We start from the raw sequence: 21,266 nt of genomic DNA, 5'->3' as shown, positions 1-21,266 counted from the left end.
TCAATTGATGTTCTGAGCGGATCGGGAGCCCGGGCGGCACGGCCCACGGCAGAGCGGGGCCTGCCCGCGATGGCTACCGAAAGACCTGTCTTATCCGCCGTGACACCATCCATTCGCTTTAATCTTTCCTTAACCCATCCCACCCAGACTGATGATCGTATTTCTCGATATTTCAAAGCGAAAATTTCCGCTTTAAATCGATAGATAACTCGCTAGTCTTGGTCGCAGTTTTTACAGGATATGAGCAATGCAGCTACGCAACTCTTCTTCTCGCTACGGCTGGGTCAGCATCGTCATGCACTGGGGCGTCGCGCTGGTGGTGTACGGGTTGTTCGCGCTGGGGCTGTGGATGGTCGGACTGGATTACTACAGCACCTGGCGCAAAGACGCGCCGGACCTGCACAAGAGCATTGGCCTGGTGTTGCTGGCGGTGATGCTGCTGCGGGTGATCTGGCGTTTTGTCAGCCCACCGCCACCGACCCTGGGCACCTATGGGCGCATGACCCGTATCGGTGCGAAGCTCGGTCATGGTGCCCTGTATCTCGGGTTGTTTGCCGTGATGGTTGCCGGTTACCTGATTTCCACCGCAGACGGTGTCGGGATCCCGGTGTTCGGCTTGTTTGAAGTACCCGCGCTGGTGTCCGGATTGCCAGACCAGGCAGACGTCGCCGGCCAGATCCACCTGTACCTGGCATGGGCGCTGGTCGTTTTTTCCGGCCTTCATGCACTGGCAGCACTGAAACACCACTTTATCGACCGTGACGCGACCCTCAAGCGAATGCTAGGGCGCCAAGCCTGATGTTCAACCTCGACTCCAAAGGAATAGAAAGCATGTTGAAAAAGACGCTCGCCGCCCTGGCAATCGGTTCTGCACTGTTGTCGGCCGGCCAGGCCATGGCTGCCGACTATGTGGTCGACAAGGAAGGCCAGCATGCCTTCGTCGACTTCAAGATCAGCCACCTGGGCTATAGCTACATCACCGGTACTTTCAAGGATATCGACGGCAAGTTCAGCTTCGATGCCGCCAAGCCTGAAGCCAGCAAGGTTGAGTTCAACGTCAACACCGCCAGCGTATTTACCAACCACGCCGAACGTGACAAGCACATCGCCAGCCCTGACTTCCTGAACGCGGGCAAGTTTGCCAAGGCTACCTTCGTTTCCACCAGCGTCAAATCCACAGGCAAGAACGCCGATGGCAAGGAAACTGCCGATGTTACCGGCGACCTGACCTTGCTGGGCGTGACCAAGCCAGTGGTGGTCAAGGCTACCTTCCTGGGCGAAGGCAAGGATCCATGGGGCGGCTACCGTGCCGGTTTCGAAGGCACCACCAGCATCAAGCGTTCCGACTTCGGCAAGCAAAAAGACCTGGGCCCATCGTCCGACGTGGTCGAGCTGTACGTTTCGTTTGAAGGCGTCAAGGCGAAGTAATATTCGCGCCTAAAAAAACGCCCCCGATCCTGCGATCGGGGGCGTTTTTTATTGCCCCGGATTCCTTCCACAGAGCTTTCCTGTGGGAGCGAGCCTGCTCGCGATAGCAGTGCGTTAGTCAACATAGTCGTCAAAGTTGGATTGCTATCGCGAGCAGGCTCGCTCTCACAAGGGATTTTGTCGCGACCGAAAAAAATGCCCCTGATCGTGAGATCAGGGGCATTTTACGGTTTGGAAGAACTCAGCGATTGCGAGTCAGCAATGCAGGTTTTTCACCCCGTGGGCGGCTTGGCAGTTGGTCCAGCTGTTCAGGCGTCGGGAAACGATCGAGCTTCGATTCCTTGTGCATGATTTTCGGCTGGTTGCCACGAGGGTTCTGCACTGCAGGTTCCTGGCTCGCCTGGTCATCGCGGGCCGGGCGGCGAGGGCGGGAGTCTTCGCGACGCGCCTGGCCATCGCGAGGGCCGCCATTGCGTGGGCCGTTGCGCTTGGCGGGCGGGGTGCCGGTGGTCGAGCCGTTGCTGTTGCGCGGACCGTTCTGGCGACCCTGCGACTGACCGCTGCGTGGCGCGCCTGCGCCAGCACCCTGGGCCGGGGCACCCGGACGGCGACCACGACCCTGGGCCGGTTTCTGCTGCGGCACGTAGTCGACGCGGTTACCGAAGTTGTCGATATCGTCATCCAGGAACTCGTCCGGGGCGCGATCAGCGGCGGCACGAGGGGCTGGGCGCTGTTGCTCACGGGCTGGCGTGCCTTCGCGAGGCTTCTGCTCGCGCGCCGGGCGTTCGCCACGACTGCTGCCGGCCGGCTTTTCCTTGCCTTTGTCCTTGCCCTTGTCCTTGCGACCGCCACCGCCGCCATTCGGACCGTCGCCCCGTGGGCCGCGTGGATTGCGCGGGTTGCGCACGTCCGGACGCTCACGCACTTCAGGCTTCTCGGCCTCGATGGTGCTGGCATCGAAGCCCATCAGGTCGCCATCGGGAATCTTCTGCCGGGTCATGCGCTCAATGCTCTTGAGCAGCTTTTCTTCATCCGGTGCGACCAGCGAGATCGCTTCGCCCGAACGACCGGCCCGGCCGGTACGACCGATACGGTGCACGTAGTCTTCATCGACGTTCGGCAGTTCGAAGTTGACCACGTGGGGCAACTGGTCGATGTCCAGGCCGCGGGCGGCGATGTCGGTGGCTACCAGGATCCGGACTTCGCCGGCCTTGAAGTCGGCCAGGGCCTTGGTGCGAGCGTTCTGGCTTTTATTGCCGTGGATCGCCACGGCCGGCAGGCCATGCTTGTCCAGGTACTCGGCCAGGCGGTTGGCGCCGTGCTTGGTGCGGGTGAACACCAGGACCTGTTCCCAGGCACCGGTGGTGATCAGGTGTGCCAGCAGGCTGCGTTTATGGCTGGCTGGCAGGCGGAATACGCGCTGTTCGATGCGCTCGACCGTGGTGTTCGGTGGCGTGACTTCGATGCGTTCCGGGTTGTGCAGCAGCTTGCCGGCCAGGTCGGTGATGTCCTTGGAGAACGTTGCCGAGAACAGCAGGTTCTGCCGCTTGGCGGGCAGGCGGGCGAGGACTTTCTTCACGTCATGGACAAAGCCCATGTCGAGCATCCGGTCGGCTTCGTCCAGCACGAGGATTTCAACGTGGGACAGGTCGACGCTGCCCTGGCCAGCCAGATCCAGCAGGCGGCCGGGGCAGGCCACCAGCACATCGACGCCGCGTGCCATGGCCTGGACCTGGGGGTTCATGCCAACGCCGCCGAAAATGCAGGCACTGACGAATTTCAGGTCACGGGCGTAGATCTTGAAGCTCTCGTGCACCTGGGCAGCCAGCTCCCGGGTCGGGGTCAGGACCAGCACGCGCGGTTGGCGCGGGCCGTGACGCTGGGATTTGTCCGGGTGACCGTTAGGGAACAGCCGCTCCAGGATCGGGAGGGCGAAACCGCCGGTTTTACCAGTACCTGTCTGCGCGGCGACCATCAGGTCGCGACCTTGCAACACGGCGGGAATGGCCCGCTGTTGCACCGGGGTAGGCTCGGTGTAGCCAGCGGCTTCGATGGCGCCGACTAAAGCCTCGGAGAGACCGAGGGAAGCAAAGGACATGAGTAATCCTGTTTTAGTGAGGGCCTGGCCCAATGGGATAGTCTTGCCTGGCGCGAATGACGTTCAAAAGAAGACGTCATCCCGTCCGGTCCTGCCGGGTCTGGAAGACAGCTCCGGACAAGGCTCGCGCTGGCTGGAAGCTGCGCTGTAGCGGTGTCGGGATGCCTTTTGCAAGACCGGGCGTCCGGGCGTGAGCCTGGCGGGAAGGCGCGAGTATAACAGAGCAAACGCCGTGCGCCGCTTTCCTGCTGCTCAACGGTTTATTTCTGCACTGGCCTGGCTGGGCGAGGAGCCTTGGTCATGGCACCTGCGCCGTAGCGTGCGCTCAGCTCGGCATAGGCCGGTTCTCGCTTGAAACGCTTGAGTTCGGCACTGAAACGCTGCACCAGCAAATCCATCCCGGCATTGCGCCGCACGGCCAGGTATTGGCTTTGACGACTTACCACCACCGAGTTTTCGGTGATCTGGTCGCCCAATTGCATTTGCTCGAGCACATGCCGGCCGACCCTGCGGTCGGTGATGAGCAGGTCGATCCGACCCAGTTGCAACTTGCCGAAATTGGCTTCGTGGGTGGGCGCCGCTTCACGTTTGAACAGGGTCGACTCACTGAAAGCCTGGCTGTACAGGTAACCGGGCGAGGTGCCGACGGTCAGGCCGCCCAGATCATCGAGCGTGCGAAACGGGTGGGGCCGGGCGTTGGCGTAGAACATCACGAACTCCACGTCCGACAGCGGTTCGCTGGGGTAAAGCAGCATCGCATCGCGCTCATCGCTGTGGAAGATGTCCAGTGCACCGTCCGCCAATCCCTGTTCCAGCATCGCCAGGCAACGCTTCCAGGGCAGGAACTGCCATTCCACGTCGATGCCCAGGCGCTTGAACACAACGGCCGTGGTTTCGTAGTCCAGGCCAAGCATCTTGCCGTTCTCTTCGTAGACATAAGGGGCCCAGGGCTCGGTGACAATGCGCAACTTCTCGGCCTGGGCGGTCAGGCTCAGGCACGAGAGGATAAGGGCGGTCAGCAGCTGGACAATGGCGGGCATGGGCCTGAGGTTACGACGAGAGCTCATCAAATAGCTAGAGCGCTCTGGCCTGCACCTTGACTGCCTTTTGTTTGCCTTTGGTGCGCACGGATGCCTCGCGGCGTTCACCCAATGCGAACGCCTTTACCTTGGGGCGCGGACAACTGAATGAAAAAAGGCCTTGGTTCTCGCCAAGGCCTCTTTGTACCGCCGCGTATAAGACAATCAGCGCGGCAGCTTGAGGTTGTTCCATACCGCGAGGCTGGGCTCGGCCTGGTTAAGGGTATAGAAATGCAGCCCCGGTGCGCCGCCCTGCAACAAGCGCTCGCACATTTGCGTGATGACTTCCTCGCCGAAGCTTTGGATGCTCGAGGTGTCGTCGCCATAGGCCTCCAGCTGCTTGCGAATCCAGCGTGGGATTTCTGCACCGCATGCGTCGGAGAAGCGCGCCAGCTTGCTGTAGTTGGTGATCGGCATGATTCCCGGCACGACAGGAATGTCCACGCCCATCTTGCGCACGCGTTCGACGAAGTAGAAATAACTGTCGGCGTTGAAGAAGTACTGGGTGATCGCGCTGTTGGCGCCCGCATTGGCCTTGTTGACGAAATTGCGCAGATCGTCCTCGAAATTACGCGCCTGGGGATGCATTTCCGGATAAGCGGCGACTTCGATGTGAAAGTGCTCGCCGGTTTCTTCACGAATGAAACTCACCAGGTCGTTGGCATGGCGCAACTCGCCACTGGCCATGCCCATGCCCGAGGGCAGGTCACCGCGCAGGGCCACGATACGCTGGATGCCCGCGGCCTTGTACCGGGCCAGCAGGGTGCGCAAGTCGTCCTTGCTGTCGCCTACGCAGGACAGGTGCGGGGCGGCCGGGATTTTGACTTCGCTTTCCAGCTGCAACACGGTGTTCATCGTGCGGTCACGGGTCGAGCCGCCGGCGCCATAGGTGCAGGAGAAGAAGTCGGGGTTGTAGCTCGCCAGCTGACGGGCAGTGGCGATCAGTTTTTCATGTCCAGCATCGGTCTTTGTCGGGAAGAACTCGAAGCTGTAGCGACGGTCTTGGGACATGGTCATATCCTTGGAAACTCGTAAGCCTGGAAGCCTTGCACATCACAATGTGGGAGCGGGCTTGCGTGGGAGCTGAGCTTGCTCGCGATCAGAATCGCCTCGGTCCGACAGACAGGACGAGGTGTCTGCATCGCGAGCAAGCTCGGCTCCCACAGGCCCCACATCAGGGGCATGCAATGCCAATCAGTAGCGGTAAGCGTGCGGCTTGAACGGGCCTTCGACGGTCACGCCGATGTAGTCAGCCTGTTGCTTGGTCAACTTGGTGACCACGCCGCCGAAACCGCGGACCATTTCCAGGGCCACTTCTTCGTCGAGTTTCTTCGGCAATACTTCCACGGTCAGGCGCTCGGCTTTCTGGGCCGGCGACAGGTCGGCGTACTTCTGGCCGAACAGGAAGATCTGGGCCAGGACCTGGTTGGCGAACGAACCGTCCATGATCCGGCTCGGGTGACCGGTGGCATTGCCCAGGTTCACCAGACGGCCTTCGGCCAACAGGATCAGGTAGTCGTCGTTCTGTGGGTCGAAGCTGCCGGTGCCGGTGCGGTGAACCTTGTGAACCTGCGGCTTCACTTCTTCCCAAGCCCAGTTCTTGCGCATGAAAGCGGTGTCGATTTCATTGTCGAAGTGACCGATGTTGCACACCACGGCGCGCTTCTTCAGGGCCTTGAGCATGTTCGCGTCGCAGACATTGACGTTACCGGTGGTGGTCACGATCAGGTCGATCTTGCCCAGCAAGGCCTTGTCGATGCTGGCTTCGGTGCCGTCGTTGATCCCGTCGATGAACGGCGAAACCAGTTCGAAACCGTCCATGCAGGCCTGCATGGCGCAGATCGGGTCGACTTCGGACACCTTGACGATCATGCCTTCCTGACGCAGGGATTGGGCCGAGCCCTTGCCCACGTCACCGTAGCCGATCACCAGCGCCTGCTTGCCCGACAACAGGTGGTCGGTGCCGCGCTTGATGGCGTCGTTGAGGCTGTGACGGCAGCCGTACTTGTTGTCGTTCTTGCTTTTGGTCACCGAGTCGTTGACGTTGATGGCCGGGATCTTCAGCTCGCCCTTGGCCAGCATGTCCAGCAGACGGTGCACGCCGGTGGTGGTTTCTTCGGTCACGCCGTGGACCTTGTCCAGGACGGCCGGGTATTTCTTGTGCAGCAATTCGGTCAGGTCGCCGCCGTCGTCGAGGATCATGTTGGTGTCCCACGGCTGGCCATCCTTGAGGATGGTCTGCTCCAGGCACCACTCGTACTCCTGCTCGGTCTCGCCCTTCCAGGCGAACACCGGGATACCGGCGGCGGCGATGGCGGCAGCGGCCTGGTCCTGGGTCGAGAAGATGTTGCAGGACGACCAGCGCACTTCGGCACCCAGGGCGACCAGGGTTTCGATCAGCACGGCGGTCTGGATGGTCATGTGGATGCAGCCGAGGATCTTCGCGCCCTTGAGCGGTTGTTCACCGGCGTACTTGCGACGCAGACCCATCAGGGCCGGCATTTCGGATTCGGCGATGATGATTTCGCGGCGGCCCCAGGCGGCCAGGGACATATCGGCGACTTTGTAATCGGTAAAATCTGCAGGCGTGATAACAGCGCTCATGAAGAGCCTCCATTCGTAATGTATGCGAATGGGCGCCGTTGTGCGTTTAGTGTCCATGCGGGAGCCCCGAACGAACAACGCCCCATCCGAGCCTGACAGGTCTTGCCTGCTGCAGCGCCCCTCGGACAGGTGGCGGGAACGGTCCAAAGCGTGGACCGGGTAAAGCGAGGGCGATTATAGCGGGCTAATCGGATCTTCCAAAGGGTTTCTGTCGGCAAATCAAAATTGCCGATGACCGTTATTGAAGCAGCGGCGTAGAGCCTGCCTGTCCGGTCTGCCATGATGCAGGCATTCATTGGCCAGACGCTCAGGAGCGATCATGAATTTCCACACCCGCAAATGGGTCAAGCCCGAAGACCTCAATCCCAATGGCACGCTGTTCGGTGGCAGCCTGCTGCGCTGGATCGACGAAGAAGCGGCGATCTACGCCATCGTCCAGCTGGGCAACCAGCGCGTGGTGACCAAATACATCTCGGAAATCAACTTCGTCAGCGCCTCGCGCCAGGGCGATATCATCGAGCTGGGCATTACCGCGACCGAATTTGGTCGCACCTCCATTACCTTGACTTGTGAGGTGCGCAACAAGATCACCCGCAAGAGCATCCTGACCGTGGAGAAAATGGTTTTCGTCAATCTTGGCGAGGATGGTCTGCCGGCGCCCCATGGGCGGACCGAGATCAAGTACGTGAAGGATCAGTTCAAGGACGATATTGCCAGCGAGTGAGATGGGCGGTGTACCCATCGCGAGCAGGCTCGCTCCCACATAAGCCCCCATTCTCCTGTGGGAGCGAGCCTGCTCGCGATAGCGGTTTTTCAAACACTGAAAATCCCAAGTCCCAATCAAGCTTGAGTCAGCACTGAACAGCTCCGAACGCCACGTGTCGTAGATTCATCACGCCACCGGTTCAGGAACTGTATGGACACCCACGACGACGGCAAGACCCCCGACCTTTCCGCCCAGGAAAAGCACGAAGTCGACCGCAACCAGCCGCCGCGGGCGGCGGTGCTGCATGAAATCATTCGCACCCAGGGCAATCAGGAGCTGGAGCGCAGTATCGCCGCGCTCTGGTGGTCGGCCCTGGCGGCCGGATTGACCATGGGCCTGTCGCTGATGGCGATGGGGTTGCTCAATTCCCGATTGCCGGAGGGCGAGGCCTTCAAGGTGATCGCCAGTTTTGGTTATTGCGCCGGTTTTCTCGCGGTGATCCTGGCCCGCCAGCAGTTGTTCACCGAAAATACCCTGACCGCTGTGTTGCCGATCATGAGCAAACCCACCCTGGGCAATTTCGGTCGGCTGTTGCGGCTGTGGGGCGTCGTATTGGTGGGCAACCTGTGCGGCACCTTGCTGGTGGCCTATGTGATGCTGCACTTGCCGATCTTCGACCCGCGCACCGACCTGGCTTTCCTCGAGATCGGTCGCAAGGTCATGGAGAACGACACCGGCCAGATGTTTGCCAAGGGCATCATTTCCGGCTGGATGATCGCCACCATGGTCTGGATGATCCCCTCCATGGAAAGCGCCAAGATGTGGATCATCATCCTCATCACTTACCTGATGGCGCTTGGGGATTTCACCCACATTGTCGTCGGCTCCGCCGAAGTGTCGTATCTGGTATTCGCCGGGCAGTTGTCGTGGGAAGACTTCTGGCTGGTGTTCGCCGCGCCGACCCTGGCGGGAAACATCATCGGCGGCAGCTTCATCTTCGCGTTGCTCAGCCACGCGCAAGTGCGCAGCGAGAGCGGCACGCCTAATCGGTCGCACCCATCGGAGCGCCCAGGCGACGTTGGTGATGAATGAAGTACAGGGCCGTCAGCACGGTCAACCCACTCACCAGGGCTCCAGTCCAGGGCAGCTCGGCCAGGTCGACGCCGCTGCCGACCACCAGCCCGCCGATCCAGGCGCCAGCCGCGTTGCCCAGGTTGAAGGCACTCTGGTTCAGCGTCGAGCCCAGATTCGGTGCCTCATGGGCCTGATCGATGATCAGCAGCTGCAGGATCGGGCACAGGGCGAAGGCGAAGATCCCCCACAGCACCAACGTGATTGCGGCCGGAATCACCGAGCGGCTGGTCTGGCTGAACGCGGCCAGCACCAGCACCACGGCCAGGGCCATGCCCACCAGTGACGGCAGCAGGCGCCGGTCCGCCAGGCGCCCGCCGAGGAAGCTGCCTGCCGTCAGGCCGACCCCGAACAGCAGCAACATGAGGGTGATGCCGTGGGGGCTGACTCCCGTGATGTCCTGGAGAATCGGTGCGATGTACGTGAACACGCTGAACAGGCTGGTGGACGCCAGCACACTCATGCCCAGGGCCAGCAGCACGCTGGTCTTGCCCAGCACCTTGAATTCGCTGGCCAGGTTGGCCTTCTCCATGGGGATCTCCCTGGGCAGCCACGCCCATTGGGCGATGGCGGCGATGACGCCGATCACCGACACCGCCCAGAAGGTCGAGCGCCAGCCGGCGTATTGGCCCAGCGCAGTGCCCAAGGGGACGCCGAGGACGTTGGCCAGGGTCAGGCCGGTGAACATCATTGCGATGGCCTGGGCACGTTTGTTCGGCGCTACCAGCCCGGCCGCCACCACAGAGCCGATGCCGAAAAATGCGCCATGGCATAGTGCGGTGATGACGCGGGCGGCCATCAGCGTGGCGTAGTTCGGTGCCAGGGCGCAGAGCATGTTGCCCAGAATGAACATCAGCGTCATGCCCAGCAATGTCGCCTTGCGCGGCATGTTGGCGGTGCCGACCGCCAGGATCGGCGCGCCGAACACCACGCCCAGGGCATAGCCGGTAATCAGCAGGCCGGCCTGGGGAATGCTCACCGCCAGGTCGCGGGCGACATCGGGCAGCAACCCCATGATGACGAATTCAGTGGTGCCGATGCCGAAAGCGGCAACGGCCAAAGCAAGCAAGGCGAGTGGCATGCGCGAGGTCTCTGTCTGTAGTCTTGACGCTCTGATCAGGCATACGCATGCCGTGGCCCGCATAACATAAGAGGGGCAACGACAGAATTATTGGAATTGGCTATGCGCAACTGAATGCGGCGTGGTCGCTTGCAGTATAAACAGCTGCGGACGGATCGCGAATCAATTCATCGCCCCGCTGCCCGTGGGGATAAGGAGCGTGCCGTGCTTGCAACGGCTCTGGTGTTGGTGGCTGCGCTGCTGCATGCCGCCTGGAATACGTTGATCAAATTCAGTGGCGAGCGTCTTCTGGTGGTGGCGTGCATGGACAGCGTCGCGCTGCTGTTCGCCGTGTCGGCCCTGGGCTTCGTGGTGCTGCCGCCGATGGAAATCTGGCCGTGGATCCTGGCGTCGGCAGCCTTTGAACTGTTGTATCGCTATCTGCTGATCCAGGCGTATCGGGTCGGGGACCTGGGGCTGGTCTATCCGTTGATGCGCGGTTTGTCGCCGCTGGTGGTATTGGCTCTGACACTGGTCTTTGCCGGCGAAGTGCTGACGACTCAGCAGACCCTCGGCATTCTGCTGATCCCGTTCGGCATGTTGTGCCTGTTGTGGCAGGGTGGGGGTGGCGAGCGACTGCCCTGGTCGATGCTGCCGGTGGTGTTGCTGATCGGCTTGTGCATCGGCTGCTACACCTACATCGATGGCCAGGCCCTGCGGCGCTGGTCCCATCCGCTGGACTACCTGGTCTGGATCACCCTGTTCTGCGCCTGGCCATTCCCGCTATTGGCCGTGGTGAGCAAACGACCGGCGTTCGTGCGGTTCTGGCGCGAACAGTGGCGGCTCGGGTTGGCGGTCGGACTCTGCGTCTTGTTCAGCTACGCTCTGGTGCTCTGGGCCATGCAACTGGGGTCGATCGCCGAAGCGGCGGCGCTGCGGGAGATCAGTGTGATCCTGGTGGTGCTGTTCGGTATGCGCTACCTGAAAGAACCTTTCGGTCGGCCGCGGCTCTTAGCCTGCGGGCTGGTGCTGATTGGCATGCTGGTGATGAAATTCTGAGCAACTTCCCGATTTTCGATTCTCCATAAACTCAAAGAAGGAACTGCGTCATGACGGTTGCCCTGTGGTGTATTTTGATCGCCATCATCCTGCCTTACCTGTGTATCGCCATCGCCAAGATCGGTGGACGATACCGGCTGCGAGACAACCACGATCCGCGGGACTTCCTGGAGACGCTAGAGGGCTTTCCCCGGCGCGCGTACGCCGCGCAGCTCAACAGCTTTGAAATTGCCCCGGCATTCGCTGCCGCGGTGATTGTTGCGCACTTGGCCGGCAACGCCGAGCTGGTGACCATCAATGTGCTGGCGGTGTTGTTCATCACCAGCCGCCTGCTGTACATCATTTGCTACCTGGCGGACTGGGCGATTCTGCGGTCGCTGGTGTGGTTCGTGGGAGTGGGGCTGATCGTCAGTTTCTTCTGTGTTTCTGTCTGAGCCTGGCTGTTGAGTCCCGGGGCCGTGGAGGCCCCTTCGCGAGCAGGCTCGCTCCCACATTGATTTCGGGTGTTCACAAAATCGTTGTCCACTGAAGATCAACTGTGGGAGCGAGCCTGCTCGCGAAGGCGTCGGCACAGACAATACCCTCCTCAGGGATTGGTGGTGACGGCATTCGCCACCTGTGGCACTTGCGGCAACGCCATGCCCTTGGGCCACAACATCCAGATCTGCCCCTGTTGCTTCATGTCCCCGGCCAATTGCCCCGCGGCGTCGCCGGTGCCCCAGAACAGGTCCGCCCGTACTTCACCGGCAATGGCGCCGCCGGTGTCCTGGGCCGCGACCGGTCGGTTCAATGCGCTGCCGTCGGGGCGGGTCGTTGAGAGCCACAGCAGGCTGCCCAGCGGAATGACCTTGCGATCCACCGCTACGCTATAGCCGGCGGTCAGCGGCACATTCAACGAGCCCCGCGGACCTTCGTTGCTGTCGGGGTTGCGGTTGAAAAACACATAGCTGGGGTTGCTGCCCAGCAACTCGGGGATGCGGGTCGGATGGGCCTTGGCCCAGGCACTGATGGTGCCCATGGTCACGTCTTCTTTCTTCAGTTCGCCCTGTTCGACCAGCCAGCGTCCGATTGGCCGGTAAGGGTGACCGTTCTGGTCGGCATAGCCGATGCGCAACTGGCGACCATCATCGAGCCGAATACGGCCCGAGCCCTGGATCTGCAGGAATTGCAGGTTCATCGGGTCCGTCAGCCAGGCGATGACGGGGGCCTTCACGCCGTTGGTTTCGATGGTGGCCGCGTCGTCGTAGGGCTTGAGCACCCGGCCTTCGAGGCGACCGCGCAGGCGTTTGCCCTTGAGCTCGGGGTAGAGGCTGTCCAGCGCGACGATGATCATGTCTTCCGGTACGCCGTACACCGGAATGTTGGCACTGGCGGTCTGGGTGAGGCTGCCCGGGTAGACCGGCTCGTAATAACCAGTGATCAGGCCATTGGGGCTGTTGTCCCCCGAGCGCAGGCCGTAGACGTCCAGGTTCTGTTTCAGGAAATTGCGCACAGAGGAAGCGGTCTGCGGCACATTGGTAGCCGCCGCACAGGTCGGTCCCCAGGTCGTGTCGGCCTTGAGCCGGGTGCATGCGCTGCGCCAGGAGCCGAAACCGGCCAGCAGGTCTTCATCTGATACCACCGGCAGCGCTTCCCAGGGGGCACTGACATACGTTGCGAGGGCATGTGTCCGAGGCTCTTCGACCTTTTCGCCGCGATTGCACCCGGCCAACAGTGCGATCAGCGGTAGGGTCAACGCCAGGCCTTTGTGCCAGGTCTTGAAGCGGCTGTTCATGAAATTTTTCCTTGCAGTCATTCGAGCGCTGTCAGGCATTCGAACAACCCGTATTGTAAATAAGGCCATTGGTCTTTGCCGATGACCCGAGGATACTAACCGCCGTTTCCTGTCCCGAGGCCAAGATGCTTGTAAAACGATTTTCCATGGTCATGCTGGTCTGTCTGATGCTGTCCGCCTGCGGCGGTGTCGATCCCAACTCCCCACTGGGCCAGCGCAAGGCTATTTTCAAGCAAATGCTCAAGACCAATGAAGAGTTGGGCGGCATGTTGCGTGGCCGGGTTCCGTTCGACGGTGCGCGCTTCGCCGAGGGTGCCGTGCAGCTTGACCAACTGTCCCATGAACCGTGGAAACACTTCCCGCCAGTACGCGAGCAGGACCACACCAGCGCCAAAGATGAAGTCTGGCAGAAGCAGGCACGTTTCCAGGAACTGGCTCACAATCTTGAAGCGGCCACCGGGGAGTTGGTAACGGCCAGCAAGGTTCAGCCCTACAGCGCCAGTTACTTGGGGCCTGCGGTGCAGAAGGTCGAGGATGCGTGCAGTGCCTGTCATAAGGAGTTTCGGGATCATTGAGGTGAGGCAGCTTCAAATTGCCAGCTACAAGCTGCAAATAAAGGGCTCACGGTCTGCCGTTACTTGAAGCTTGTAGCTCGAAGCTTGCCGCTTATTTATCCAACTCATCCACCGCTTCCTGCAGTTCCTTGCGGGAGGCAGCCAGTTTGTCCTTGCGCTTGTTGATCCGCTCGGGGTCGCCTTTTTTCATGGCTTTTTCCAGGTCGGCCTGGCGGCGGCTGACTTCGTGCTTGGCATCGAGCACCTTGGTTTCACGCTCCTTGCGCAAGGATGCGTCGGTGCAATGGGTGGTGACTTCATTCAGGGCGGTTTCCAGGCCTGCCTGCTGCTCTGCATTGCCTCGGGACTTGGCCAGTTCGATCTGGTTGATGATGCCCTGGCGCTTGGCTGCGCAACCGGTAAGTTCCGGGGTTTGCTCGTCCGCCATCAGGGGCGCGGCCAGGGTGGCGCACAACACCAGCAGGGCAAAAGGGGGCAGGAAATTCATAGCAACTCCGTAAAAACTTGCGAGCGGTCGGTCCAGATGCGCTGTTGGAACGCACGTTCGCCCCTTGGGTTCAACTGCGCGGGACAATGTTAGAAACCGTCGACCCCGGCAGCGCGTAATACTTCACTCAACGCCAGCACATGCGGGTCGCGAAAAAAAGCGCTCAGTTGCGCGGCGCGTCCCGGCCCGATGCCAGTTTCGGCTTGCCATTGTTCGGTCGTCCGTTCGGCCAGCACCTGCCATGGCCCCTCCAGGCTGGCCGCTCCGGCGGGCGGTAAACCCAGGGCCTTGAGCCATTGACCGAACGGACGTTGTCGGGCGCTGTGCAGGCTGACGAGCAGGCGGGCGCTGGCGCGTTCACCGAAGCCGCTCATGTTAGCAAGCTCGGCGGCATCGAGGGTCATCCAATCCAGCAATCCGTCGAGTCGGCCCGCCGCCAGGAGTTTTTCCCAGGTTCCGCGGCCGACATGGGGCAGGGCGAGGCCTTGCTTGCCGCTGAGCCAGCTCAGGCGCGCCAGGAACTGGCTTTCGCAGCCGGGCGTCGGTTGCCAGCAACTCAGCGGATGATAATCCGCCGCCACGGGCGCAGTGATGTCCGGCCGCTCGACACTGCGCAGCACAACGTCATCGAGTCGCGGGATGGTCAGCCCGGCCAGGCTGATGGCAACCCGGTCTCCCGGACGAATATCCAGCTCCTCCCAGCGCTTGAGGGAGCTGACGCTCACCCGGCGGATCCGTCGGTCGTCGAGCATGACGGGATCGAGCTCCAGCAGCGGTGTGATGCGTCCGGTGCGTCCGATCTTGAAGTGCACCTTGCGTACCTCGGCCAGTGCCTGGGCGTAAGGGTATTTCCACGCCACGCCCCAGAATGGCGCCTTGGCCTGCCAGCGGTCGGCGGGTGGTCGGCGGCTCTGGCGCAGGACGATCCCGTCGCTGGCGAACGGCAGCGCCGAGCGATACCAGTGGTCGCGCCAGCGTTCGGCGTCGGCCGCTGCCTGGATGGGCTGGCTGTAGCCGCTGGTGCCGGCGAAGCCCAGGGCATTCAATGCGGCCTCGCGCTCGGGCAGGGTGGCGGGGCCTTCGGGCCAGTCCCAGGTGAACAGGCCGATACCCGAGGCCTCTTCAGTCGTCAGGTCTTCGCGGGCCATCAAGCCCGCCACGGTTGACCGGGCATTGAGACTGCCATCCCTGGCCTGCACATGATTGTCCAGTCGCCAGTACAACTCCCCTTGAACGAGCAGGTCGGAAGGTTGGCGCAGGCGCTGGGGAATGGCGTCGATCTTGCGCGCCGTCGGCGTCCAGTCATGGCCTTGAACGCCGTCGCCGCGGCTGATCGCCCGATGCAGGCGACCTTCACGATAGATCAGGGTGACCGCTACACCGTCGACTTTCGGTTGGACCCAGATGTCTTCCCGATTTTGCAGCCAGGCCCGCACGGCGTCGGCGTCCTTCAGTTTGTCCAGGCCCGTATGAGGGATCGGATGCCGGACTTTGCCACCCGCCGAGCGCAGCGGGTCGGTGGGTGCCGCAAGATCGAAGCAGGTGCGCCACTGGCCCAGTTGCATGCGGGACTGATCGTAAAGTTCATCGACGACCAGTGCCCGGCCGAGACGGTGATAGCTATCGTCCCAGGCGTCGATTTGCCGTTGCAGGGCCGCAACTTCCGACCGGGCGCGCTCCTCGGGCCAATCGGGGCAAGGTGCGGCAATGACGGGGATGGGGAAGAGGATCAGAACAGTGAGTGCACACAATAGCGGCAGCATCGAAGCATCCTTGCTGGGTGATGTGCCTGAAGGCTAGTCACTGACGCAGAGGAGGCGAGGGTTGGATGGTTACCGGATTTTGCCAAGGCTGATGGCTCCGCTACGGCGGTACAGTGGGGCGCGATTTGATTGCGAAACTGTCTCTTGAACCCATTGCTGGCCGGCGCAGAATGGACCTCCCGATCCGCGCTGCCAGGAGTGCCCCCGATGGAGCTGACGACACTCGCTGTTTTCATTCCGGCCTGTTTCGCCCTGAACATGGCGCCAGGGCCGAATAACCTGTTATCCATCAGCAACGCCTCGCGTTATGGCTTCGTCCGGGCGTGCGGCGGCGGTATTGGTCGGCTGCTGGCGTTCGCCATCATGATCGCCTTGGCGGCGGTGGGGCTGACGGCTGTGCTGCATACCTCGGAGTTGTTGTTCCTGGGGATCAAGCTCGTGGGGGCCGGGTACCTGTTCTACCTCGCCGTGCAGTTGTGGCTGGCTCGACCCGAGGCCGGTAGCGAAGCCGCGATGGGTTCGAGGGGCATGGGGCAACTGGCACGCCAGGAGTTCCTGGTGGCAATTGGCAATCCCAAGGCGATCCTGTTGTTTACCGCGTTTTTGCCGCAGTTCGTTGATCGCTCGGGCACCGTCACCCAGCAATTCGCCGTATTGGGTGGGCTGTTCCTGACGTTGGAGTGCATTGCCATCGGGTTGTATTGCTACATGGGCATTTATGCGCGAAAGCTGTTTGCCCAGCCCAGTGGCAAGCGCTTGTTCAACCGAATGTGTGCGGGGTTGTTGGCGAGCGCGGCTTCGTTCCTGCTGGTGGCGCGGCGTTCCTGAAGGTCTGCTGGCTCTTGTGGCAGCTGATACCAGACATGAAAAAGCCCCTGGCGACCAAGTCGCCAGGGGCTTTTTCATGACAGCAGGTATTACAGGCCGGCAGCGGCGCGCAGGGCGTCGGCGCGGTCGGTTTTTTCCCAGGTGAAGGTGGTGAAGGTGTCGCCACCGACAGTCTTGGTTTGCGGCGTGCGACCGAAGTGGCCGTAGGCTGCGGTTTCCTGATACATCGGGTGCAGCAGGTCGAGCATGGTGGTGATGGCGTATGGACGCAGGTCGAACACTTCACGGACCAGCTTGATGATCTTGTCGTCGCTGATCTTGCCAGTGCCGAAGGTGTTCAGCGAGATCGACGTAGGCTGGGCAACGCCGATGGCGTAGGAAACCTGGATCTCGCAGCGCTCGGCCAGGCCGGCGGCGACGATGTTCTTGGCCACATAGCGACCGGCGTAGGCCGCCGAACGGTCAACCTTCGATGGATCCTTGCCGGAGAATGCGCCACCGCCGTGACGGGCCATGCCGCCGTAGCTGTCGACGATGATCTTGCGACCGGTCAGGCCGCAGTCGCCTACCGGGCCACCGATGATGAAGTTGCCGGTCGGGTTGATGTGGAACTGGGTGTCCTTGTTCAGCAGCTCGGCAGGCAGCACGTGCTTGACGATCAGCTCCATCACGCCTTCGCGCAGGTCCCTGTAGGAAACTTCAGGGTTGTGTTGGGTCGACAGCACGATGGCGTCGATACCCACCACCTTGCCATTTTCGTAACGGCAGGTGACCTGGGACTTGGCATCCGGACGCAGCCACGGCAGCAGGCCGGATTTGCGAGCTTCGGCCTGGCGCTGCACCAGTTGGTGCGAGAAGGTGATCGGGGCTGGCATCAGCACGTCGGTTTCGTTGCTGGCATAGCCGAACATCAAGCCCTGGTCGCCGGCACCCTGGTCTTCCGGCTTGCTGCGGTCAACGCCTTGGGCGATGTCCACCGATTGCTTGCCGATGATGTTCATCACGCCGCAGGTCGCGCCGTCGAAGCCGACGTCGGAGCTGTTGTAGCCGATGCCCAGGATGACGTCGCGGACGATCTGTTCCAGGTCGACCCAGGCCGAGGTAGTGACTTCGCCAGCGATGATCGCCACGCCCGTTTTCACCAGAGTCTCGCACGCCACGCGGGCGAACTTGTCTTCAGCAATGATGGCGTCCAGCACCGCATCAGAAATCTGGTCGGCGATTTTGTCCGGATGCCCTTCAGACACGGACTCGGAGGTGAAAAGGGAGTATTCGCTCATCTCGATGTTTTCCTACAAGTTACCGATGGTGAGTGTCGCCAGCCGGTCGCTGAAAATGGCGAACCTGGATCTGGAAACCATTACGTAAGCCTACATAGAGGCTTTCCCCGGGCACGAGGCCCGCAGCGGTGGCCCAACGGGCCAGATCGTCCTGTTCAAACCCCAACCATAGATCACCGCAGGCCTCCCTGGCCCAACTCTGGTTGTGGCTGCATAACTCTGTCACCAACAGGCTACCGCCTGGTTGCAGCAGGCCGGCCATGTGCCTGAGCGCATCGGCCGGTGCGGCAAAATGATGCAGTACCATATTCAATACGACGCAATCGGCCTGCAGACTTACACCTTCCAAGGCATCGGCCAGTTGCAGGCTGACATGAGTCAGCTGTTCACGTTCGCATACCTGGCGCGCCAGTTCGAGCATGGCCGGACTGTTGTCCAGCGCCGTCACCTGGCTGAAGCGCCGCGCCAGTTCCGGCAGGAAGGCACCGTCGCCGGGACCCACTTCAATGGCGGTGGCGGCAGGCCCGAAGCTCAGCTTGTCGAGCAGCGCCACGACGCTCTCACGGTATTGCGGCAGTCCCGCGATCAGGTCCTGCTGGGCCCGGAACTTTTCCGCTACCCGTGCGAAAAAATCCTGGCTGGCTGCGGCCCGTTGCCCATGCACCTGGGCGATGCGCGCCTGCACGTCCGCCGGCAGGTGCAGCTCGTCCACTTCGTCCAGCAATGCCGCATGCAACTTGCCACCCAACAGATCGGTGTGGGGCAGGGCGCGGCGGTAGAAAATGGCGTTGCCTTCGCGGCGGGTTGCCACCAGGTCGGCCTGGGCCAGGACCTTGAGGTGATGGCTCATGCCAGATTGGCCGATGCCGAAGATCTGCGCCAGCTCCAGCACGCCGAACGAATCGTTGGCCAGTGCACGCAATACATTGAGCCGCAGCGGATCACCGCCGGCCTTGCAAAGGGCCGCCAGTTCATCGCTGTCTTCATGGCGAATGGACGGCACGCGTAAGTTCATAGGGCGGCAGTCTAGTGATGGGTCTGGAACACCGCAAGGTCAATATCAAAAAGTTTTGATATTGCTCGATAAATGGCACTTCTGGAAACGGGCTTTACTCTACACACCATCAGCGGAAAGGTTTCACCTGGCGAAAGCGACTTTATCCACCGGAAAAACCGCTCTGGATGACTATCTCTCATTGCCCCGGGCGGGTGGGTGAGGGAAAATGCACGCCTTTTTTCAGTTTCGTTATTCAAACCCAGGAGATCAGCGATGCCCAGCCGTCGTGAGCGTGCCAATGCCATTCGTGCCCTCAGCATGGATGCCGTGCAGAAAGCCAACAGCGGCCACCCAGGTGCCCCGATGGGCATGGCGGATATCGCCGAGGTGCTGTGGCGCGACTACCTCAAACACAGCCCGAGCAATCCATCCTTCGCTGACCGTGACCGCTTCGTGCTGTCCAACGGCCACGGCTCGATGTTGATCTACTCGCTGCTGCACCTGACCGGCTACGATCTGTCGATCGATGACCTGAAGAACTTCCGTCAATTGCACAGCCGCACCCCGGGTCACCCCGAATACGGCTACACCCCAGGCGTGGAAACCACCACCGGTCCACTGGGTCAGGGCCTGGCCAATGCCGTGGGCTTCGCCCTGGCGGAAAAAGTCCTGGCAGCTCAGTTCAACCGTCCGGGTCATAACGTTGTCGATCACCACACCTATGTGTTCCTCGGTGATGGCTGCATGATGGAAGGTATTTCCCATGAAGTCGCTTCCCTGGCCGGCACCCTGGGCCTGGACAAGCTGATCGCTTTCTACGACGACAACGGCATTTCCATCGACGGTGAAGTCGAAGGCTGGTTCACCGATGACACGCCGAAACGTTTCGAAGCCTACAACTGGCTGGTGATCCGTAATGTCGATGGCCACGATCCGGAAGAGATCAAGACCGCCATCGAGACGGCCCGCAAGAGCGCCCAGCCGACCCTGATCTGCTGCAAGACCACCATCGGTTTCGGCTCGCCGAACAAGCAAGGCAAGGAAGACTGCCACGGCGCTCCCCTGGGTGCCGAGGAAATCGCCCTGACCCGCGCTGCGTTGAAGTGGGAGCACGGTCCGTTCGAGATTCCGGCAGACATCTACGCCGAATGGGATGCCAAGGAAAAGGGCCGTGCCCTCGAAGCCGACTGGGATCAGCGTTTCGCTGCCTACTCCGCCGAGTTCCCTGCGCTGGCCAACGAACTGGTACGTCGCCTCAGCGGTGAACTGCCGGCCGACTTCGCCGAAAAAGCCTCGGCCTACATCGCCGAAGTCGCGGCCAAGGGCGAAACCATTGCCAGCCGCAAGGCCAGCCAGAACACCCTGAATGCTTTCGGTCCATTGCTGCCGGAACTGCTGGGCGGTTCGGCCGACCTGGCCGGTTCCAACCTGACCTTGTGGAAAGGCTGCAAGGGCGTCACCGCCGAAGACGCCAGCGGCAACTACATGTACTACGGCGTTCGTGAGTTCGGCATGAGCGCGATCATGAACGGCGTTGCGCTGCACGGCGGCCTGGTGCCTTACGGCGCCACCTTCCTGATGTTCATGGAATACGCCCGCAATGCCGTGCGCATGTCGGCCTTGATGAAGAAGCGCGTGCTCTACGTATTCACCCACGACTCCATCGGCCTGGGCGAAGACGGCCCGACTCACCAGCCGATCGAGCAACTGGCAAGCCTGCGTTGCACCCCGAACCTGGACACCTGGCGCCCATGCGACGCCGTGGAATCGGCAGTGGCCTGGAAGTACGCCATCGAACGCAACGACGGCCCGTCGGCGCTGATCTTCTCCCGTCAGAACCTGCAGCATCAGGCCCGCGAAGTCGGCCAGATCGACGAGATCGCCCGTGGCGGTTATGTGCTCAAGGATTGCATCGGCGAGCCTGAGCTGATCCTGATCGCCACCGGTTCCGAAGTCGGCCTGGCTGTCCAGGCCTACGACAAGCTGACCGAGCAGGGCCGCAACGTGCGCGTAGTGTCCATGCCTTGCACCAGCGTGTTCGATGCCCAGGACGCCGGCTACAAGCAGTCGGTATTGCCACTGCAGGTCAGCGCCCGAATCGCTATCGAGGCTGCCCATGCCGATTACTGGTACAAGTACGTGGGCCTGGAAGGCCGCGTTATCGGCATGACCACCTACGGCGAGTCGGCGCCTGCCCCGGCGTTGTTCGAGGAATTCGGTTTCACCCTGGAAAACATCCTGGGTCAGGCTGAAGAATTGCTGGAAGACTAAGCCCAGGAATGTATCGCCTGTTCTGACGCTATCGCGGGCAAGCCTTGCTCCCACAGGATGTGCACTTCCACAGGGAAATGCCAACCTGTGGGAGCAAGGCTTGCCCGCGATGGCAATCCAATGTTC

General features: G+C 61.5%; 19 protein-coding genes and 1 riboswitch. Of the genes, 9 read left to right on the top strand and 10 right to left on the bottom strand.

Annotation, left to right across the window (positions count from 1 at the left end; genetic code table 11):
- Positions 1 to 247: 247 nt before the first annotated feature.
- Positions 248 to 799 carry a cytochrome b gene (locus PCOSP_RS27230; RefSeq protein WP_464709882.1) on the top strand — a complete coding sequence of 184 codons (552 nt, stop codon included), beginning with the start codon at positions 248 to 250 and terminating at the stop codon, positions 797 to 799.
- Positions 800 to 831: 32 nt separating this feature from the next.
- The gene (locus PCOSP_RS27225; RefSeq protein WP_139640819.1) at positions 832 to 1,428 is read left to right on the top strand and encodes a YceI family protein; all 597 of its coding nucleotides are present in this window, start codon (positions 832 to 834) and stop codon (positions 1,426 to 1,428) included.
- A gap of 241 nt (positions 1,429 to 1,669) precedes the next feature.
- Here the strand turns inward: PCOSP_RS27225 and PCOSP_RS27220 are convergent, their stop codons facing one another.
- The 4 genes from PCOSP_RS27220 to ahcY all read right to left on the bottom strand — a co-directional run bounded on the left by PCOSP_RS27220 (position 1,670) and on the right by ahcY (position 7,209).
- A complete protein-coding gene (locus PCOSP_RS27220) occupies positions 1,670 to 3,526 on the bottom strand; it encodes a DEAD/DEAH box helicase (protein WP_139640817.1) in 1,857 nt (618 codons plus the stop codon).
- Positions 3,527 to 3,786: 260 nt separating this feature from the next.
- Positions 3,787 to 4,566, bottom strand: coding sequence for a substrate-binding periplasmic protein (locus PCOSP_RS27215; RefSeq protein ID WP_175384788.1), 780 nt, complete (start codon positions 4,564 to 4,566; stop codon positions 3,787 to 3,789).
- Positions 4,567 to 4,770: 204 nt separating this feature from the next.
- On the bottom strand, positions 4,771 to 5,616 hold the full coding sequence (gene metF, locus PCOSP_RS27210; protein ID WP_175384739.1) for a methylenetetrahydrofolate reductase [NAD(P)H]: 846 nt from the start codon (positions 5,614 to 5,616) through the stop codon (positions 4,771 to 4,773).
- A gap of 183 nt (positions 5,617 to 5,799) precedes the next feature.
- Positions 5,800 to 7,209 (bottom strand): adenosylhomocysteinase, encoded by a 1,410-nt coding sequence (ahcY, locus tag PCOSP_RS27205; protein ID WP_024778853.1) that lies wholly within the window; start codon positions 7,207 to 7,209, stop codon positions 5,800 to 5,802.
- A 23-nt stretch (positions 7,210 to 7,232) separates the two neighbouring features.
- Positions 7,233 to 7,338, bottom strand: a riboswitch (S-adenosyl-L-homocysteine riboswitch).
- Positions 7,339 to 7,528: 190 nt separating this feature from the next.
- Here ahcY and PCOSP_RS27200 point away from each other — a divergent pair.
- Both PCOSP_RS27200 and PCOSP_RS27195 read left to right on the top strand, forming a co-directional pair.
- Complete coding sequence (locus PCOSP_RS27200; protein WP_024778852.1) at positions 7,529 to 7,933, top strand: acyl-CoA thioesterase; 405 nt, start codon at positions 7,529 to 7,531, stop codon at positions 7,931 to 7,933.
- A gap of 192 nt (positions 7,934 to 8,125) precedes the next feature.
- Positions 8,126 to 9,007, top strand: coding sequence for a formate/nitrite transporter family protein (locus tag PCOSP_RS27195; protein ID WP_139640813.1), 882 nt, complete (start codon positions 8,126 to 8,128; stop codon positions 9,005 to 9,007).
- On the opposite strand, the gene PCOSP_RS27190 is transcribed toward PCOSP_RS27195, so the two are convergent.
- A complete protein-coding gene (locus PCOSP_RS27190; RefSeq protein WP_139640812.1) occupies positions 8,958 to 10,127 on the bottom strand; it encodes an MFS transporter in 1,170 nt (389 codons plus the stop codon). The two genes, PCOSP_RS27195 and PCOSP_RS27190, sit on opposite strands and share 50 nt — an antisense overlap.
- Before the next feature lie 204 nt (positions 10,128 to 10,331).
- Between PCOSP_RS27190 and PCOSP_RS27185 the strand changes: the two genes are divergently transcribed.
- The gene (locus PCOSP_RS27185; protein WP_139640810.1) at positions 10,332 to 11,165 is read left to right on the top strand and encodes an EamA family transporter; all 834 of its coding nucleotides are present in this window, start codon (positions 10,332 to 10,334) and stop codon (positions 11,163 to 11,165) included.
- Between the two features lie 50 nt (positions 11,166 to 11,215).
- On the top strand, positions 11,216 to 11,599 hold the full coding sequence (locus PCOSP_RS27180; RefSeq protein WP_139640808.1) for an MAPEG family protein: 384 nt from the start codon (positions 11,216 to 11,218) through the stop codon (positions 11,597 to 11,599).
- A 152-nt stretch (positions 11,600 to 11,751) separates the two neighbouring features.
- On the opposite strand, the gene mltA is transcribed toward PCOSP_RS27180, so the two are convergent.
- Positions 11,752 to 12,939: a murein transglycosylase A gene (mltA, locus tag PCOSP_RS27175; RefSeq protein ID WP_464709881.1), complete on the bottom strand. Its 1,188-nt coding sequence runs from the start codon at positions 12,937 to 12,939 to the stop codon at positions 11,752 to 11,754.
- A gap of 125 nt (positions 12,940 to 13,064) precedes the next feature.
- Between mltA and PCOSP_RS27170 the strand changes: the two genes are divergently transcribed.
- Positions 13,065 to 13,514 (top strand): c-type cytochrome, encoded by a 450-nt coding sequence (locus PCOSP_RS27170; RefSeq protein WP_139640805.1) that lies wholly within the window; start codon positions 13,065 to 13,067, stop codon positions 13,512 to 13,514.
- 91 nt (positions 13,515 to 13,605) lie between these two features.
- Here PCOSP_RS27170 and PCOSP_RS27165 read toward each other — a convergent pair whose 3' ends face one another.
- Together PCOSP_RS27165 and ligB are read right to left on the bottom strand one after the other, a co-directional pair.
- Positions 13,606 to 14,001 carry a DUF1090 domain-containing protein gene (locus tag PCOSP_RS27165; RefSeq protein WP_139640803.1) on the bottom strand — a complete coding sequence of 132 codons (396 nt, stop codon included), beginning with the start codon at positions 13,999 to 14,001 and terminating at the stop codon, positions 13,606 to 13,608.
- An 89-nt stretch (positions 14,002 to 14,090) separates the two neighbouring features.
- Positions 14,091 to 15,764 carry an NAD-dependent DNA ligase LigB gene (ligB, locus tag PCOSP_RS27160; protein ID WP_464709880.1) on the bottom strand — a complete coding sequence of 558 codons (1,674 nt, stop codon included), beginning with the start codon at positions 15,762 to 15,764 and terminating at the stop codon, positions 14,091 to 14,093.
- A 207-nt stretch (positions 15,765 to 15,971) separates the two neighbouring features.
- Between ligB and PCOSP_RS27155 the strand changes: the two genes are divergently transcribed.
- Positions 15,972 to 16,592, top strand: coding sequence for a LysE family translocator (locus PCOSP_RS27155; protein ID WP_464709879.1), 621 nt, complete (start codon positions 15,972 to 15,974; stop codon positions 16,590 to 16,592).
- An 89-nt stretch (positions 16,593 to 16,681) separates the two neighbouring features.
- Here PCOSP_RS27155 and metK read toward each other — a convergent pair whose 3' ends face one another.
- Positions 16,682 to 17,872, bottom strand: coding sequence for a methionine adenosyltransferase (gene metK, locus PCOSP_RS27150; protein WP_139640797.1), 1,191 nt, complete (start codon positions 17,870 to 17,872; stop codon positions 16,682 to 16,684).
- 19 nt (positions 17,873 to 17,891) lie between these two features.
- Positions 17,892 to 18,887, bottom strand: coding sequence for an ArsR/SmtB family transcription factor (locus PCOSP_RS27145; RefSeq protein ID WP_139640796.1), 996 nt, complete (start codon positions 18,885 to 18,887; stop codon positions 17,892 to 17,894).
- A gap of 255 nt (positions 18,888 to 19,142) precedes the next feature.
- Between PCOSP_RS27145 and tkt the strand changes: the two genes are divergently transcribed.
- Positions 19,143 to 21,140: a transketolase gene (tkt, locus tag PCOSP_RS27140; RefSeq protein ID WP_139640794.1), complete on the top strand. Its 1,998-nt coding sequence runs from the start codon at positions 19,143 to 19,145 to the stop codon at positions 21,138 to 21,140.
- Positions 21,141 to 21,266 lie beyond the last annotated feature (126 nt).

Source organism: Pseudomonas sp. MAFF 730105 (assembly GCF_055380705.1).
The sequence above is the reverse complement of the archived record's forward strand: the minus strand, read 5'-3'. Positions and strand labels throughout refer to the sequence as shown.

Coding starts and splice junctions, on each gene's coding strand:
- PCOSP_RS27230 (WP_464709882.1), top strand. CDS start 248: ATGCAGCTACGCAACTCTTCTTCTCGCTACGGCTGGGTCAGCATCGTC.
- PCOSP_RS27225 (WP_139640819.1), top strand. CDS start 832: ATGTTGAAAAAGACGCTCGCCGCCCTGGCAATCGGTTCTGCACTGTTG.
- PCOSP_RS27220 (WP_139640817.1), bottom strand. CDS start 3,526: ATGTCCTTTGCTTCCCTCGGTCTCTCCGAGGCTTTAGTCGGCGCCATC.
- PCOSP_RS27215 (WP_175384788.1), bottom strand. CDS start 4,566: ATGCCCGCCATTGTCCAGCTGCTGACCGCCCTTATCCTCTCGTGCCTG.
- metF (WP_175384739.1), bottom strand. CDS start 5,616: ATGTCCCAAGACCGTCGCTACAGCTTCGAGTTCTTCCCGACAAAGACC.
- ahcY (WP_024778853.1), bottom strand. CDS start 7,209: ATGAGCGCTGTTATCACGCCTGCAGATTTTACCGATTACAAAGTCGCC.
- PCOSP_RS27200 (WP_024778852.1), top strand. CDS start 7,529: ATGAATTTCCACACCCGCAAATGGGTCAAGCCCGAAGACCTCAATCCC.
- PCOSP_RS27195 (WP_139640813.1), top strand. CDS start 8,126: ATGGACACCCACGACGACGGCAAGACCCCCGACCTTTCCGCCCAGGAA.
- PCOSP_RS27190 (WP_139640812.1), bottom strand. CDS start 10,127: ATGCCACTCGCCTTGCTTGCTTTGGCCGTTGCCGCTTTCGGCATCGGC.
- PCOSP_RS27180 (WP_139640808.1), top strand. CDS start 11,216: ATGACGGTTGCCCTGTGGTGTATTTTGATCGCCATCATCCTGCCTTAC.
- mltA (WP_464709881.1), bottom strand. CDS start 12,939: ATGAACAGCCGCTTCAAGACCTGGCACAAAGGCCTGGCGTTGACCCTA.
- PCOSP_RS27170 (WP_139640805.1), top strand. CDS start 13,065: ATGCTTGTAAAACGATTTTCCATGGTCATGCTGGTCTGTCTGATGCTG.
- PCOSP_RS27165 (WP_139640803.1), bottom strand. CDS start 14,001: ATGAATTTCCTGCCCCCTTTTGCCCTGCTGGTGTTGTGCGCCACCCTG.
- ligB (WP_464709880.1), bottom strand. CDS start 15,764: ATGCTGCCGCTATTGTGTGCACTCACTGTTCTGATCCTCTTCCCCATC.
- PCOSP_RS27155 (WP_464709879.1), top strand. CDS start 15,972: ATGGAGCTGACGACACTCGCTGTTTTCATTCCGGCCTGTTTCGCCCTG.
- metK (WP_139640797.1), bottom strand. CDS start 17,872: ATGAGCGAATACTCCCTTTTCACCTCCGAGTCCGTGTCTGAAGGGCAT.
- PCOSP_RS27145 (WP_139640796.1), bottom strand. CDS start 18,887: ATGAACTTACGCGTGCCGTCCATTCGCCATGAAGACAGCGATGAACTG.
- tkt (WP_139640794.1), top strand. CDS start 19,143: ATGCCCAGCCGTCGTGAGCGTGCCAATGCCATTCGTGCCCTCAGCATG.